Annotated in this window: 12 protein-coding genes; 11 read left to right on the forward strand and 1 reads right to left on the reverse strand. The window is 71.3% G+C overall.

Annotation, left to right across the window (positions count from 1 at the left end):
- Positions 1-53 precede the first annotated feature (53 nt).
- On the reverse strand, positions 54-2,804 hold the full coding sequence (locus DB32_RS33250; protein ID WP_053236682.1) for a M1 family metallopeptidase: 2,751 nt from the start codon (positions 2,802-2,804) through the stop codon (positions 54-56).
- A gap of 121 nt (positions 2,805-2,925) precedes the next feature.
- On the opposite strand from DB32_RS33250, the gene DB32_RS33255 reads away from it, so the two are divergent.
- The 11 genes from DB32_RS33255 (at position 2,926) to DB32_RS33305 (ending at position 15,104) form a co-directional block, all read left to right on the forward strand.
- Complete coding sequence (locus DB32_RS33255; RefSeq protein WP_053236683.1) at positions 2,926-3,594, forward strand: hypothetical protein; 669 nt, start codon at positions 2,926-2,928, stop codon at positions 3,592-3,594.
- Positions 3,595-3,791: 197 nt separating this feature from the next.
- Positions 3,792-4,970 carry a KpsF/GutQ family sugar-phosphate isomerase gene (locus tag DB32_RS33260; RefSeq protein ID WP_157069685.1) on the forward strand — a complete coding sequence of 393 codons (1,179 nt, stop codon included), beginning with the start codon at positions 3,792-3,794 and terminating at the stop codon, positions 4,968-4,970.
- Between the two features lie 5 nt (positions 4,971-4,975).
- A complete protein-coding gene (locus DB32_RS48700; protein WP_169791639.1) occupies positions 4,976-5,350 on the forward strand; it encodes a hypothetical protein in 375 nt (124 codons plus the stop codon).
- Positions 5,347-6,129 carry an ABC transporter permease gene (locus DB32_RS33270; protein ID WP_053236686.1) on the forward strand — a complete coding sequence of 261 codons (783 nt, stop codon included), beginning with the start codon at positions 5,347-5,349 and terminating at the stop codon, positions 6,127-6,129. The genes DB32_RS48700 and DB32_RS33270 overlap by 4 nt, the downstream gene beginning before the upstream one ends.
- Positions 6,129-6,824: an ABC transporter ATP-binding protein gene (locus DB32_RS33275; RefSeq protein WP_240481279.1), complete on the forward strand. Its 696-nt coding sequence runs from the start codon at positions 6,129-6,131 to the stop codon at positions 6,822-6,824. Before DB32_RS33270 ends, DB32_RS33275 begins: the two co-directional genes overlap by 1 nt.
- Positions 6,821-7,966, forward strand: a complete 1,146-nt coding sequence (locus DB32_RS33280; protein ID WP_053236687.1) for a KpsE/RkpR family capsule polysaccharide export protein — start codon at positions 6,821-6,823, stop codon at positions 7,964-7,966. The genes DB32_RS33275 and DB32_RS33280 overlap by 4 nt, the downstream gene beginning before the upstream one ends.
- Positions 7,967-7,978: 12 nt before the next feature.
- Positions 7,979-9,631 (forward strand): polysaccharide biosynthesis/export family protein, encoded by a 1,653-nt coding sequence (locus DB32_RS33285; RefSeq protein WP_083458108.1) that lies wholly within the window; start codon positions 7,979-7,981, stop codon positions 9,629-9,631.
- Positions 9,632-9,644: 13 nt separating this feature from the next.
- Positions 9,645-10,475 (forward strand): 3-deoxy-8-phosphooctulonate synthase, encoded by an 831-nt coding sequence (kdsA, locus tag DB32_RS33290; protein ID WP_053236689.1) that lies wholly within the window; start codon positions 9,645-9,647, stop codon positions 10,473-10,475.
- Positions 10,472-11,011, forward strand: a complete 540-nt coding sequence (locus tag DB32_RS33295) for a KdsC family phosphatase (RefSeq protein ID WP_053236690.1) — start codon at positions 10,472-10,474, stop codon at positions 11,009-11,011. The genes kdsA and DB32_RS33295 overlap by 4 nt, the downstream gene beginning before the upstream one ends.
- Positions 11,008-11,775: a 3-deoxy-manno-octulosonate cytidylyltransferase gene (gene kdsB, locus DB32_RS33300; RefSeq protein ID WP_053236691.1), complete on the forward strand. Its 768-nt coding sequence runs from the start codon at positions 11,008-11,010 to the stop codon at positions 11,773-11,775. Before DB32_RS33295 ends, kdsB begins: the two co-directional genes overlap by 4 nt.
- On the forward strand, positions 11,772-15,104 hold the full coding sequence (locus DB32_RS33305; RefSeq protein ID WP_053236692.1) for a capsular polysaccharide export protein, LipB/KpsS family: 3,333 nt from the start codon (positions 11,772-11,774) through the stop codon (positions 15,102-15,104). Before kdsB ends, DB32_RS33305 begins: the two co-directional genes overlap by 4 nt.
- Positions 15,105-15,127 lie beyond the last annotated feature (23 nt).

Here is a 15,127-nt window from a genome sequence, read left to right on the forward strand (position 1 = left end):
CCCATCACCGGCGTGAATGGATCCCCCCGGATCCATTCACGCCCGTGATGTCGTCACCGCGCGATCGCCTGCTCCACGCTCGCACGCTGCGCCTGCACCCGCGCCGCGCACAGCTCGATCGCCTCGAGCGCGCCCGCGAGGTTGCGCGGCCCGCCCGCGAGCCCCGCGATGCGCGGCTCGAAGAACGTCCGCACCCGCTCCGCGTCGTCGCGCGAGCAGAACCCCGCGAAGAGCCACGGCGTCGCGCCCGCGCGCGTCGTCGCGATGCGCGCCGAGAGCGCGTCGAAGTGCTCGACGAGCCACGCCCACGCGCGCTCGCGCCCCTCGTCGTGCTCGGCCTGCACGCTCAGCGGGATCAGCACCTCGTTCACGCGCAGCCGCGCATCGAGCCCGAGATCGAGCGCCCTCGCCGCGAGCGCAGCGTCCTCGGTGCTCGAGAGCGCCGCGATCAGCCGCGCGCGCACCACCGCGTCCTCGGTCGCGAAGAGCGTCGTCTGCACCGCGTCGAAGAGCGCCGCGTCGCCCTCCTGCACCGCGACCGCCGCCGCGATCCCCGCGAGATCGGGGGCGACCGCATCCGCGTGGATCGCGCCGTCGCCGCCCGCGCCGAGGTACGCGCGCCCTCGACGCGCCGCCTCGCTGCGCACCCGCGGGTCACGCGCGACGCTCGCCATGAACCCGAGCACGTCGCGACGCAGCAGCCGCGTGTCGCCGTCCTCGCGCGGGCGCGGCGTCCACCCGAGCCGCGTCGCGCTCGCGCGATAGAGCCCGCTCGCCCACGTGCGCGCGGCCGCCTCGTGCTCGTCGGACACGATCTGGTCGACGACGTTGCTCGCGAGCCCCATCGGATCGGTCGCGACGATCCGCACCGAGTCGCTCGCGATGCGCGGCATCGCCGCGATCACGTCGCCGCCAGGGATCGTCGCGCTCGCGAACGCCGCGCGGAGGTTGTTCGCGACGCTCGCGCGCTCCATCGGCGAGAGGCGCGTCCCACCGCGCTCCATCAACGGGCGCAGCTGCTCGGGCGGCAGCGTCCAGCGGTAGTACCCGCGCGCGCCCGCGTTCGGCATGACCCACGCGGGACAGCCCTGTGCGTCCGCGAGCGACAGGTCCGCGCTCGCCGCGCTCATCAGCTCGCACGTCGTCGCGAGCTGCGTCCCGCGCGCCGGATACGTGATGCACACCGGGATGCTCCACGTGCGATCGCGCGGCGCGGTCGAGCCCACCGGCGTGTAGCGCGACTGCGCGAGGTGCACGACCGGCTGCGCGCCCGTCGCACACTCGAGCCGCGCCTCGACGAGCGGCACGCCGGGCTGCTCGAGGAACGTGCGGAACGGCGTCATCACGTCGCGCCCCGCCGACTCGCTCAGCGCCGCGAGCAGATCCTCGCTCGTCGCGGTGCCGAAGCGATGCTGCCGCAGGTACGTGCGGATCCCTTCGCGGAAGACGTCCTCGCCGACCCACGCCTCGAACATCGAGAGCACGCCCGCGCCCTTCGAGTACGTGATCGAGTCGAACGCGTTGCGGATGTCGTGGTCGCTCTCGATCGGCTGGCGGATGCGGCGCGCCGACGCGAGCGAGTCCTGGCCCATCGCGCCGTGCACCGCGGCGAGCTGCGCGAGATCCGCGTTCATCTCCGGGTACACGCGCGCGACGGTCTTCGACGCCATCCACGTCGCGAACGCCTCGTTGAGCCAGATGTCGTCCCACCACGGCATCGTGACGAGGTTGCCGAACCACTGGTGCGCGAGCTCGTGCGCCATCACGTTCGCGAAGCCGCGCACCTGATCCTCGGGCGGGCTCGCGCCGAGCAGCAGGAGGAACTCGCGGAACGTGATCGCGCCCGCGTTCTCCATCGCGCCCGACGCGAAGTCCGGCACCGCGATGATGTCGAGCTTGTCGTACGGATACTCGGTCCCGAAGTAGTCCTCGAGCGCGGCGACGATGCGCGGCGTGTGCTCCATCGCGTGCGCGAGCTCGGGCCCTCGACCACGCGCCGCGATGCCGCGGAACGGCAGCGGACGCGAGCGCACCGCGCTCGGCGGAATGGCCGCGCCCTCGACCACGTCGAGCGGACCGACCGCCATCGCGACGAGATAGGTCGGCAGCGGCAGCGTCGTCGCGTAGCGCACGCGATCGAGCCCGCTCTCGAGCTGCGTGCGCTCGAGCTCGCGCGTGTTCGCGATCGCGACGTGCTCGCGGTGCACCGTGAGCTCGATGTCGAACGGCGTCTTCCAGCGCGGCTCGTCGAACGAGGGGAACGCGTAGCGCGCGCTCGTCGCCTCGAACTGCGTGAACGCGTAGTGATCGTCGCCCACGTCGACGCGATAGAGCCCCTTCAGCTGGCGATCGAAGGGCGCCTCGTACGCGATGTGGATCGTCACGTCGCCGGGCCCGACCGGCGTCTGCGTGCGCAGCGCCGCGATGCCCTCGCGCTCCGCGGGATGCCACGTCGCGGGCACGCTCACGCGCTCGTCGCTCTCTTCCTCCACGCGCTCGATCGACGCCGCCGAGACGTCCATGCGCGCGCCGTGGATCCAGATGCGCGAGGTCGCCTCCGCGAGGCGCGCGCGGATCCACACCTCGCCGCGGAAGCGATCGTTCTCGGGCAGCACCTCGAGCGCGATGCGGTAGTGCAGCGGCGTGACGCCCGCGGGCAGCGGCCCGTCGGGCGGAGCCTCGTCGGGCGCGCTCGTCGACGCGGCCTGGCGCGCGGTGTCGGGTGTGGTCGCGCGTGTCGTCGCGCTCGGGCCACACGCAGCGATCGACGCCGCGAGGAGGATTGCGATCGGCCTCGTTCTCATGGTCGCCGCGATATAGCGCGGCACATCTCGCGAGGACAGAATGGCGCCCCGTGCGAATCGCCGTCCCAGTCGCGCCGCTCGCGCTCGCGCTCGCGCTCACTGCGTGCGGCGAGGACGTCGCATGAGCGCGCGCCTCGTCGTGATCGTGATCGCGTGCGCCGCGCTCGCGTGCGGTGAGCGCGCCCCCGAGGACGCCCATGCGCCCGCGCCCACGCCGCCCAGCGCGCCCGTCGACGCGCGATGCCTCTCGCTCTGCGAGCACAGCGCCGCGTGCCTCGACGCGCGAGGGATCGCGCGCAGCGACGCGGAGAACGATTGCGCCGGATCGTGCCGGCCGGGAGGGCTCTACTCCGCGATGCCGGAAGAGGCGCTCGCGTGCGCGCCGCATCGCGACTGTGCAGCGCTCGACGCATGCACCGGCGCCGCGCTCGACGCCGTGCTCGGTGCGCGCGCGGCCGACGCCCCCGAGCCCGACACGGAGCACTCGGTGCTCCACAGCTGGCCAGCGGAGCTTCCATCCATCCCTGGAGGCACGCCCCTCCCGGTGCGCGAGCATGATCCCCTGACGATCGCGCGCGTCGCGTACCCGAGCGCGCCGGAAGGTCTGGAATCGCTGGTGCGCGCCGAGCTCGAGCGCGCGGGCTGGCAGGTCGATCCCACGATCGTCGAGGAAAACGCGCTGCGCTTCTTCGTGCGCCGCGGCGACAGGGAGCTCGGCGTGTCGATCTACGCGGACGAGCCGGGGCGCGCGGTCCTCCAGGTCTTCGCTTTTGGCGACTCCCGACCATGACAGGGATGTCACAGCGGCGTGCCGTGGCCGCCCGCAACCGAGCCGGAGCCCTGCGGAACCATTCGTGAAAACGCCGAAGTGTCGCGAACTCCGACAGGGGGCACGGATGGTGCTAAACCGCGGCTCCGCGAGGCGCGTTGCATAGGCGCCGACGTTCGACCGACCAAGGACGTCTTTTGCGGGGAGACCGGATCGAGATGCGGCTGAAAGCAGCGGCGAAGACGCTCGGAAGCGAGACCCTCGGGTCCGAGGGATCGTCGAGCAATGGCTCCGCGACGAGCGGTGATCGCGACACGAGCGGTGGTCGGAGCTCGGGTGTGGTCGCGGCCTCCGGGTTCCCGGCGGCGGGGCTCGCAGGCACCGCGAGCGGCTTCGCGGGCACCGGGTTCGCGGGGACGAAGGGCCTCGGCGGCAACGGTCTCGCCGTCGTGCTCGACGCCGTCTCGCGCCAGGCGCGCGACACGCTCCGCCAGCAGGCCGCCGCGATCGCGAAGCTGGGCGAGCGCCTCGACGAGCGCTTCGGCCGCGCCGTCCGGATGCTGCAGGGCATCGAGGGCCACGTCGTCGTCACCGGGCTCGGCAAGTCGGGCCACATCGGCCGCAAGATCGCGGCGACGCTCGCGTCGACCGGCACTCCGAGCTTCTTCGTGCACACGACCGAGGCGCTGCACGGCGACCTCGGCATGATCACCTCGCGCGACGCGGTGATCCTCATCTCGTACAGCGGCGAGACCGCCGAGCTCCTGCAGCTCCTGCCGTACCTGCGCCGCCGCGGCGTGCCGACGATCGCGCTGGTCGGCGCGCCCGAGTCGCGCCTCGCGCTCGGCGCCGATCTCGCGCTCGACGTGTCGGTCGATCGCGAGGTCTGCCCGCACAACCTCGCGCCCACGAGCTCCACGCTCGCGACGCTCGCGATGGGCGACACGCTCGCGATCGCGCTGATGCGTGTGCGCAGCTTCCGCGAGGAGGACTTCGCGAGCATCCATCCCGGCGGCAGTCTCGGACGTCGGCTCGCGCGCGTCGGTGAGGTCGCGCTCACCGACGGTCTCGTCTTCGTGAGCCCCGACACGGCCGTGAGCGAGTGCGTGCTCGCGCTGACGTCGAGCGACGTCGGCGTCGCGCTCGTGCGCGACGAGCAGGGGATGATCGTCGGGATGATCTCGGCGATCGAGCTCCAGCGCGCGATGAACAGCGTCGAGGGCTGCCTGCGCGCGTCCGCGCGCGACATCATGAGCGCGAGCCTGCCGGTCGTGGACGAGGACGTGCCCGTGCTCGACGCCGAGCAGCGCATGGAGAGCGACGGCCTCCCCGCGCTCGTCGTGCTCGACGTCGACGGACAGCCCAGCGGGCTGTTCGTACGCTCGCGGAAGCGTTGACAGTGATGCTGCTGGCTCGTCGCCACGCCGCCGTCCTGGGCGTTGCTCTCGCGCTGGCAGCATGCGGCGGTGCGCCCGTCCGCGACGAGGACGTCTACCACGAGGCATCGCTCCGACCCGGCGTCCTGCCGGCCGACGACGCCGATCGCGAGCTCCTCGCGCGCCTGCCCGAGAGCGCCGCGGACCAGCCGCTCGAGGTCGGGGGTCGGGTGTTCGTCCCGCGCGCAGCCTACGCGACCGCGAGCGGAAGACGCTGCGCGCCGGTCGTCGAGCAGGGCGCTCGCACGAGGCTCGCGTGCGAGAGCGCCGCGGGTTGGGTGTTCGTGCCCGACGTGTTCGGCGGCGACGATCCCTTCGCTGCGACGGCAGGCACGCCGTGAGCCCGCTGCTCCGCGGCGCGCGCGTCCAGCTCCGCGTGATCGGAGCACTCGCGACGCGCGAGACGCGCACGCGCTTCGGCGGCCACGCGCTCGGCTATCTCTGGGCCCTCGCCGAGCCGCTCTTCTGGGTGCTCACGTTCTACGGGGCCTTCGTCCTGCTCAACCGCCGCACGCCCGAGAACCTCGACGTTGTCGGGTTCCTCACCACGGGGATCGTGACCTACGAGCTCGTGATCAAGACGCAGGAGCGCGCGAGCCAGGCGATCTCCGCGAACCGCGCGCTGCTCTTCTACCCGCAGGTCCAGACGCTCGATCTCGTGTTCGCGCGCGTCGCGCTGGAGCTCGCGACGTACGTCGTGGTCTTCGCGGTCATCCTCGGCGGGAACGCGATCGTGCGCGGGGAGCTCGAGCTCGCCTCGCCTCTCTACGTTGCCCTCGGGCTGGTGCTCGCGACCGCGCTCGGCGGGTCGCTCGGACTGCTGCTCTGCGGGCTCCAGCTCGTGTTCCCGACCATCGAGCGCATGAAGGGGCCCCTCATGCGACCGCTCTTCTGGACCTCGGGGCTGTTCTTCACGGCGCACATGCTCCCACTCCGCGTCCGCGAGCTCCTCCTGTGGAACCCGATCTTCCACTGCGTGGAGATCGTGCGCGGCGGGTGGTTCCGCGGTTACCGCGATGGATACGAGAGCGTCGGATACGTGCTGGCGTGGATCCTCGCGCTCAGCTTCTTCGCGCTGACGCTCGAGCGCTCGGTGCGACACCGGATCGAGGTGACGTGATGTCGTCGAGCACCGTGTCCGCGGCGAACGAGCGGCCCGCAGTGATGGAGCTGCGCGACGTCACGAAGGCGTACCGGACCCACCGCGGTGCGCACGTCGTGCTCGATCGCATCTCGCTCGCGTTCAACCACACGGAGAACATCGGCATCCTCGGGCGGAACGGCGCCGGGAAGTCGACGCTCCTGCGGATCCTCGGTGGCGCCGAGCAGCCGGACGCAGGGCAGGTGATCCGCCGCGGGCGCATCTCGTGGCCGATCGGGTTCAGCGGCGGCTTCGCCGGTTCGCTGTCGGGCGCCGAGAACTGCAGGTTCGTCGCGAAGATCTACGATGCCGACGTCGACGAGGTCGTCGAGCGCACGCGCGTGTTCGCCGAGATCGGCGACTACTTCGACATGCCCGTCCGCACGTACTCGTCCGGCATGCGTGCGCGCATCGCGTTCGGGCTCTCGATGGCGATCGACTTCGAAATGTATCTCGTCGACGAGGTCACGGCGGTGGGCGACAAGCCGTTCCAGGAGAAGTGCCGCCAAGCGTTCGCGGAGCGCCGGGCCAAGAGCTCGGTCATCATGGTGTCCCACAGCATCGCGACGATCGCGGACTACTGCTCGCGCTTCGTGCTCCTCGACGCCGGCCGCATCGAGATGTTCGACGACGTGAAGACCGCCGAGAAGGAGTACCGGAGGTTGGCCGCGTGACGGCGCAGGTCAGCGGCGAGGCGCGCGCCGAGACGGTCCGCGTCCTCCGGAAGCTGCGCGCGCGCCGTCTCACGACGCGCCTCTCGCTCGGGGTCGGCGTGCCGACGTTGATCGCAGGGATCTACTTCGGCGCGATCGCGTCGCCGCAGTTCGAGTCCGTCACGTCGTTCACGATCCAGTCGGCCGACACGCCCGCGGCGGCGTCCCCGCTACAGGCGCTGATCGCGAGCGTCCCCGGATCCTCCTCGCGCGACACGATGGTGGTCGGGGAATACATCGAGTCGCGCGACATGGTCGATCGGCTCGCGCGCGACCACGGCTATCGCGAGCACTACTCGAGCTCCGATCGCGACTGGCTCTCGCGCCTGAGCGCCGACGCGCCGATCGACGACGTCCACCGCTACTACCTCGATCACATCGCGGTCGAGCTCGACGATCACGCGGGCACGATCACGCTCCGCGTGCGCGCGTTCTCTCCGCAGCAAGCCGAGGCGTTCGGCCAGGCGATCCTCGAGGCGAGCGAAGAGATGGTGAATCGTCTCAGCGAGCGCGCGCGCGCCGATCGCATGCGGCTCGCGCAGGAGCAGGTCACGGCTGCGACGGAGCGCCTGACCACCGCGCGCACCGCGCTGCTCGAGGCGCAGGCCCAGGGCGCCGAGCTCAACCCGCAGGCGTCGGCGACCGCGGTGCTCGGCATCCGCAGCCATCTCGAGGGAGAGCTCGCGATCGCGCGCGCCGAGCTCGCCACGCTGACGGCCACGCTTCAACGCGACGCACCGCAGGTCGTGGAGCAGCGCCGCCGCGTCGCCGCGCTGCAGCACCAGATCGACGAGCAGACGCAGCGCCTGGCGGGCAGCGGCGAAGGTCTGAGCGCCACGATCGCGCGGTTCGAGCCGATCTTCGTCGAGAAGGAGCTCGCCGAGCGTCTGCACGAGGCCGCGCTCGCGTCGCTCGAGGTCGCTCGCGTCGACTCTGCACGCCAGCATCGATACGTGGTGCGCATCGCCGGCCCCTCGCTGCCCGAGGCGCCTGCGCATCCGGTGCTGTGGCGCGAGGTGCTCACCGTGCTGGTCGTGAGCTTCGCGCTGCTCGGGATCGGCACGCTCGTCATCGCGTCCGTGCGCGAGCACGCGAACGTTTGAGCCCCAATCATCATGTTCGTCCGACGATCGATCTCCTCGCTCCTACTCGTCTCGGTCCTCGCTGCGCCGTTGCCCGTAGCGGCTCAGGAAGCGCCGCCTCCGGGCCTCGCGGATCAGGCCGCTCCGGCGACCGCGCCGACGACGGTCCCGCCAGTCCCCGCCGCAACTCGGCCGCAACCCTTCGGGTCGTCGCTCTTCACCGGGAGCTACGCCGCGCAACGCGAGAGCGGGCTGAACCCCGACTACCGCGTGCTTCCGGGTGATCGCGTGATGGTGAGCGCCTGGGGAGCGGTCACGGTCAGCGAGATCCTCACCGTTGACACGCAAGGGAACCTTTTCCTCCCGGGCGTCGGTCCGGTGCGCGTCGCGGGCGTGCGCAACGACGAGCTCACGCCGACGGTGCGCGCCGCGATGCAGCGCCTCTATCGCGGCTCGTTCGACGTCTACACGAACCTGCTCAACGCGAGCCCGGTTGCGGTGTTCGTGACGGGCGGCGTGAGACGGCCGGGGCGGTATGCGGGCATCCCGTCGGACTCGGTGCTCGTGTTCCTCGACCAGGCGGGCGGGATCGAGCCCGAGGCGGGCAGCTATCGGCGCATCACGGTGCTGCGCGGAGGACAGCCGATCGCCGAGCTCGATCTCTACGACTTCTTGTTGCGTGGTCAGCTGACCACGCCGCAGTTCGAGGACGGAGACGTCGTGCTCGTCGGGCGTCGCGGACCGGTGATCGAGGTGCAGCCGCACGAGCTCGAGCCAGTGCTCGTCGAGCTCGAGGGCGACGGCGACTCGACCGGCGCGGACGTGCTCGAGGTGATCGCGCCGGGTGCGCGGGTCGACTCCGTCACGGTGCGCGGCGCGCGCGAAGGGCTTCCCACCGCGCGCACCTTCGCGGTCTCGAGCTTCGGCGATGTACGACTGCGCGACGGGGACATCGTCACGTTTCGCCGGGACCTGCAGGCGGACTTCATCGTGGTGCGGGTCCAAGGCGAGTTCCTCGGACACGGTGAGTTCGCGGTCGCGCGCGGCACGCGGCTGCTCGATCTGCTGAACTACGTCCCCGTCGATCCCGAGCTCGCGAACGTCGGCGCGGTGTCGCTCCGTCGCCGCAGCGTGCAGGCGCAGCAGCGACAGTCGCTGCAGGAGAGCCTCGATCGGCTCGAGCGCGCCGTGCTCCTCGCGCAGAGCGACACCCAGGGCGAGGCCGCGATTCGTCGTCAAGAGGCGGAGATGATGCGCACGTTCGTGGCCCAGGCACGACGAGCGCAGCCGCACGGCATCGTCGTGACGTCGACCGCGGGCCGGCAGGTGAACGTGATCCTCGAGGACGGCGACGTGATCGTCATCCCGCCGCACACGAACGTCGTGCGCATCGTCGGCGAGGTGATGATGTCGCAGGCCGTGATGTTCCGGCCCGATCTGCGCGTCGACGACTACGTGCGCATGGTGGGCGGCTACACGGATCGCGCGAACCGCGGGCACATCATCGTGCGTCGCGCGAACGCGGAGATCGAGATCGGCGGAGGCGACATCCGCCTGCAGCCGGGCGACGAAGTGATCATCCCGCCGAACGTCGACGACAAGTGGCTCCAGAACGGGATCGATCTCGCGCAGGTCATCTATCAGCTCGCGGTCGCGGCCTCGGTCGTGATCCGGACCGGGCTGTGATCGGAGAAGTGGGATGAGGCTGGCTGGGTTCGAGATCGGCAATCGTCTCCCGCTCTTCGTGATCGCGGGGCCCTGCGTCGTCGAGAGCCGCGAGCTCTGTCTCGAGGTCGCCGAGGCGATGAAGGCGATCACGACGAAGCTCGGCGTGCCCTACGTCTTCAAGGCGAGCTTCGACAAGGCGAACCGCACGTCGGGCACCGCGTTCCGCGGGCCGGGCATGGAGCAGGGGCTCGCGGTGCTCGAAGAGGTGCGTGCGCGCGTCGGCGTCCCGGTGCTCACCGACGTGCACGAGGACACGCCGATGGACGAGGTCGCGTCGGTCGTCGACGTGCTGCAGACGCCCGCGTTCCTCGTGCGGCAGACGGGCTTCATTCAAAGGGTCGCGCGCGCCGGCAAGCCGGTGAACGTGAAGAAGGGCCAGTTCCTCGCGCCCTGGGACATGAAGAACGTCGTCGAGAAGTTCCGCGCCGAGGGCAACTCGCAGGTGATGGTGTGCGAGCGCGGCGTGTCGTTCGGATACAACACGCTCGTCTCGGACATGCGCAGCCTCGCGATCATGCGCGAGACGAAGTGCCCGGTCGTGTTCGACGCGACGCACTCGGTGCAGCAGCCGGGCGGTCAGGGCACGAGCTCGGGCGGTCAGTCGCAGTTCGTGCCAGTGCTCGCGCGCGCGGCGGTCGCGTCGGGCGTCGCGGGCGTGTTCATGGAGACGCACCCCGATCCGAGCGTCGCGCTGAGCGACGGGCCGAACATGTGGCCGCTCGGTCGCATGGAGGAGCTGCTCGGCGCGCTCGTCGAGATCGATCGTGTGGTGAAGTCGCGGCCCTACGCCGAGGGGCTGTGACGCTCGACGGCGTCGCGCTGCGCGAGAAGCTCGCGGCGGTGCGCGCGCTCGCGCTCGACGTCGACGGAGTGCTCACCGACGGATCGCTGACGTACGGCGCGGACGGCGAGGTGCTCAAGACCTTCCACGTGCGCGACGGCATGGGGATGCGCCTCGTGCAGAACGAAGGGATCGCGGTCGCGGTGATCACCGCGAAGCGCTCGCCGATGTTGGTGCGTCGGCTCGCCGATCTGAAGGTCGCGCACCTGCTCGACGGCCGCGAGGACAAGGGCGTCGCGATCGCAGAGCTCGCCGCGACGCTCGGCGTGCCGCTCGCATCGATCGCGTTCGTGGGCGACGACGTGCTCGATCTGCCGGCGATGCGCGCGGCGGGCGTGGGCATCGCGGTCGCGGACGCGCACCCGCTCGTGCGCGAGGCAGCCGCATGGGTCACGCGCGAGCGCGGTGGGCGCGGCGCGGTGCGCGAGGTGTGCGACGCGCTGCTCGACGCACGAGGTCGGCTGCGCGCGGCGTGCGAGGAGCTGTTGCGACGATGAGCGAGCCGTTCCGTGTGGTCGTCCCCGCGCGTTATTCGTCGAGCCGACTGCCTGCGAAGGCGCTCGCCGAGATCGCGGGCAAGCCGCTGGTGGTGCACGTCTGGGAGAAAGCGGTCGCGTCGGGCGCGGTCGAGGCGCTCGTCGCGACCGACGACGCGCGCATCGCCGAGGTGATCGAGCGCGCGGGCGGGATCGCGATGATGACGTCGCCCGATCACGCGACCGGCACCGACCGCCTCGCCGAGGTCGCGCGCCGTCGCGGCTGGGGCGACGACGCGATCGTGGTGAACCTGCAGGGCGACGAGCCGCTCGTTCCGATCACGCTGCCCGGTCGCTTGGCGGGCGCGCTCGCGTCGAATGCGCGCGCCGGGATCGCGACGTTCGCCACGCCGATCCACGAGGTGCGCGAGGTGCTCGCGCCGCAGGTCGTGAAGGTCGTGCTCGATCGCAGCGGCTACGCGCTGTACTTCAGCCGCGCGCCGATCCCGTTCGCGCGTGATGCGTTCGCCGCTGGCGCGCCGAGTGCACTGCCCGCGGGCGTGCCCTATCTGCGCCACCTCGGGCTCTATGCGTATCGCGCGGGCACGCTGCGCGCGCTGTCCGAAGCGCCCGTCGCGACGTACGAGCGCGCGGAGTCGCTCGAGCAGCTTCGCGCGCTCGAGCTCGGCATCGGCATCCACGTGAGCGTGCTCGACGAGGCGCCGCAGCACGGCGTCGACACGCCCGAGGATCTCGAGCGCGTGCGACGGGCGATGGCGTCGTGACGAGCGAGACGCGAAGGCTCGGGCGCGTGGGCGTGTGGTCGCGCGGCATCGCGCGCATCCCGCACATCCGCGCGCTGCTCGGCGCCGACGATGTCGTGCTCTGGCCTTCGTCGCGCGCACGCGTCGACGCGGTGGTGGGCTGGGGACGGAAGCCGAACACCGAGCCCGCGCGCCGCTACGCGGCCGAGCACGGCGTGCCGTTCTTCGCGCTCGAGGACGGATTCCTGCGCTCGTTCTCGCCCGGCGTGACGGGCGATCCGCCACTCTCGATCGTGATCGACGCGGTCGGCATCCACTACGACGCGACGCAGCCGAGCGAGATCGAGCAGCGCCTCGCGCGCATCGACGCGCTGCCCGAGACGACGCTCGACCGCGCGCGGCGCGCGATGGCGTTCATGCGCCGCGAGCATCTGTCGAAGTACAACGACGCGCCTTCGCGCACGCTGGGTGAGCGCACCCGGCCGCGCGTACTGGTCGTCGATCAGACCGCGGGCGATCTCTCGATCTCGCTCGGGATGTGCGTGCCGCGCGCGTTCGATCGGATGCTCGAGGCCGCGCTCGACGAGAACCCCGACGCCGAGATCGTGGTGAAGACGCACCCCGACGTCGTGCTCGGGAAGAAGAACGCGAATTTCGCGTCGATCCCGCGCGATCCCCGGGTGCGCCTCTTCGGCGAGCCCTCGAGCGCGATGGCGCTGCTCGACGAGGTCGATCGCGTCTACGTCGCGACGTCGCAGCTCGGCCTCGAGGCGCTGATCGCGGGCAAGCGCGTCACGTGCTTCGGCGTGCCTTTCTACGCGGGCTGGGGGCTCACCGACGATCGCGCGCCGGTGCCCGATCGTCGCGGCGCGTCGCGCACGATCGAGCACGTCTTCGCGGAGGCGTACCTCCACTACGCGCGCTACGTCGATCCCGAGACCGGGGCGCCTTGCGAGCACGAGCGCGTCGCCGAGCACCTCGCGCTGCAGCGACGCACCGCGCAGGAGAGCGGCGAGCACCTCGTGTGCGTCGGGTTCTCGCCGTGGCGTCGCGCGTTCGCGCCGCGCTTCGTGGGCGCGCCGATGACGCGTGTCGACTTCGCGAGCGATGCGCGCGCTGCCGAGTCGTTGTTGAACGATCGATCACGAATCGTGATCTGGGGCAGCCGCGCGAACGACGACGTGCGCGCGCTCGCCGATCGGCGCGGTGTGCCGCTGGTGCGCGTGGAGGACGGATTCCTGCGCTCGGTGGGCCTCGGGAGCGACCTGAACGCGCCGGCGTCGCTCGTCTTCGACGACCGGGGCATCTACTTCGACCCGCGCTCGCCGAGCGCGCTCGAGACGATCCTCGAGACGGCGGACTTCGATCACGACGAGCTCGAGCGCGCGCGCGACCTCCGCGCGCGCATCGTGCGCGCGGGGATCAGCAAGTACAACGTGGGCGCGCGCACGCACGTCGGCCCGCGCGAGCGCGGCGAGCGGCGCGTCGTGCTGGTGGTCGGCCAAGTCGAGGACGACGCGTCGATCAGGCTGGGATGCATCGACGTGCGCAGCAACGAGGCGCTGCTGCGCGAGGCGCGGTCGGCGCGCCCCGACGCGTACGTCATCTGGAAGCCGCACCCCGACGTGGTGCGCGGCAATCGTGCGGGCGCGGTCGATCCCGCGCGCGCGAGCGCGTGGGCCGACGAGATCGTCGAGGACGCGACGCTCGCGGACTGCCTCGCGGTCGCCGACGAGGTGCACACGATGACCTCGCTCGTCGGATTCGAGGCGCTGCTGCGCGGGCTGCGCGTCGTCGTGTACGGACAGCCGTTCTACGCGGGCTGGGGGCTCACCGAGGATCGCCATCCGCACCCTCGCCGCACGCGCCGCCGCACGCTCGACGAGCTCGTCGCCGCGACGCTGCTCCGCTATCCGCGCTACGTGAGCGCCGCGAGCAATCGCCTCACGACGCCCGAGCGCGTCGTCGACGAGCTGCTCGACGCGCGCGCCAGAGAGCCCGCGCCGAGCAAGAGCGCGTGGGCGCGGCGCGAGCTCGGGAAGGCGGCGAACCTCGCGCGTACGCTGCTCGGACGACCGACGACGAAGGCCGAGCCGAGCAACGTCGACGCGCTGCGCGCGCTGGGCTTCGAGAGCGCGCTGCTGATGCAGGGCCCGGCCGGGCCCTTCTTCCGGCGCTTCGGAGAAGATCTGCGCGCGGCGGGGATCCGCACCACGAAGATCAACTTCCACGCGGGCGACGAGCTCTTTTATCGAGGGCCCGACGCGATCACGTTCCGGGGCCAGCTCGCCGAGCTGCGCGGCTTCCTCGGGCGCGTGATCGACGAGCGCGCGGTCGACGCGATCTTCGTGTTCGGAGATTGCCGGGCACATCATCGCGTGGCGCGCGAGATCGCGCGCGAGCGCAGCCTCGCGCTGTGGGTGTTCGAGGAAGGCTACCTGCGACCCGACTGGATCACGCTCGAGCGCGACGGAGTCAACGGGTACTCGAACCTCCCGCGCGATCCCGACGTGTACCGACGCGCGCGGCTGCCCGAGCCGCCCGTCGCCGCGCCCGTCGGCGACAGCTTCGGGCGCGCGGCCTGGTACCACACCGTCAACGCGCTGACGTGCACCTTCGGGAACCATCGGTTCCCGCACTACCGACACCACCACGAGCTCAACGCGTTCAAGCAGGCGTTCGCGTGGGTGCGCGGCGCGGCACGCAAGCAGTGGTATCTGCAGCGCGAGGCACACCTGCTCGAGCGCATCGCGGGGCCGCTCTCGGGGCGCTTCTTCCTCGTCGCGCTGCAGGTGCACTTCGACTTCCAGCTGATGCACTCGCGCTACCGCGACGTGACCGACTTCGTCGAGGAGGTCGTGCGCGAGTTCGCGCGGCACGCCGACCCGCGCGATTCGTTGGTGCTCAAACATCACCCGATGGACCGCCCGTTCCGCGAGTACGGCGCGCTCATGGAGCGGCTGCGTCGCGAGCACGGGCTCGGGGATCGGCTGATCTACGTGCACGACCTCCACCTGCCGACGATGCTCAAGCACACGCGCGGGTGCATCGCGATCAACAGCACGACTGCGCTCCAGGCGTTCCACCACGGCGCGCCGGTGAAGGTGACGGGGACGGCCGTCTACGACATGCCGGGGCTGACGTTCCAGGGCTCGCTCGGCGAGTTCTTCCGCGATCCGGGCACGTTCGATCGCGAGCTCTACGAGAGCTTCCGGCGCTGGCTGCTCTGGGAGAACCAGCTCAACGGGAACTTCTACGTGCGGCTGCGCGGTCGAACGAAGGGGAGCGGCGTGGCGTGGCGTGCGACCCGCAGCGCGCACGTGGAGCTAGCGCACGGAGCGGAGAGATGAGCGAGTCGACCACCGGACATCCC

The organism is Sandaracinus amylolyticus (genome assembly GCF_000737325.1).
Classification (GTDB): domain Bacteria; phylum Myxococcota_A; class Polyangia; order Polyangiales; family Sandaracinaceae; genus Sandaracinus; species Sandaracinus amylolyticus.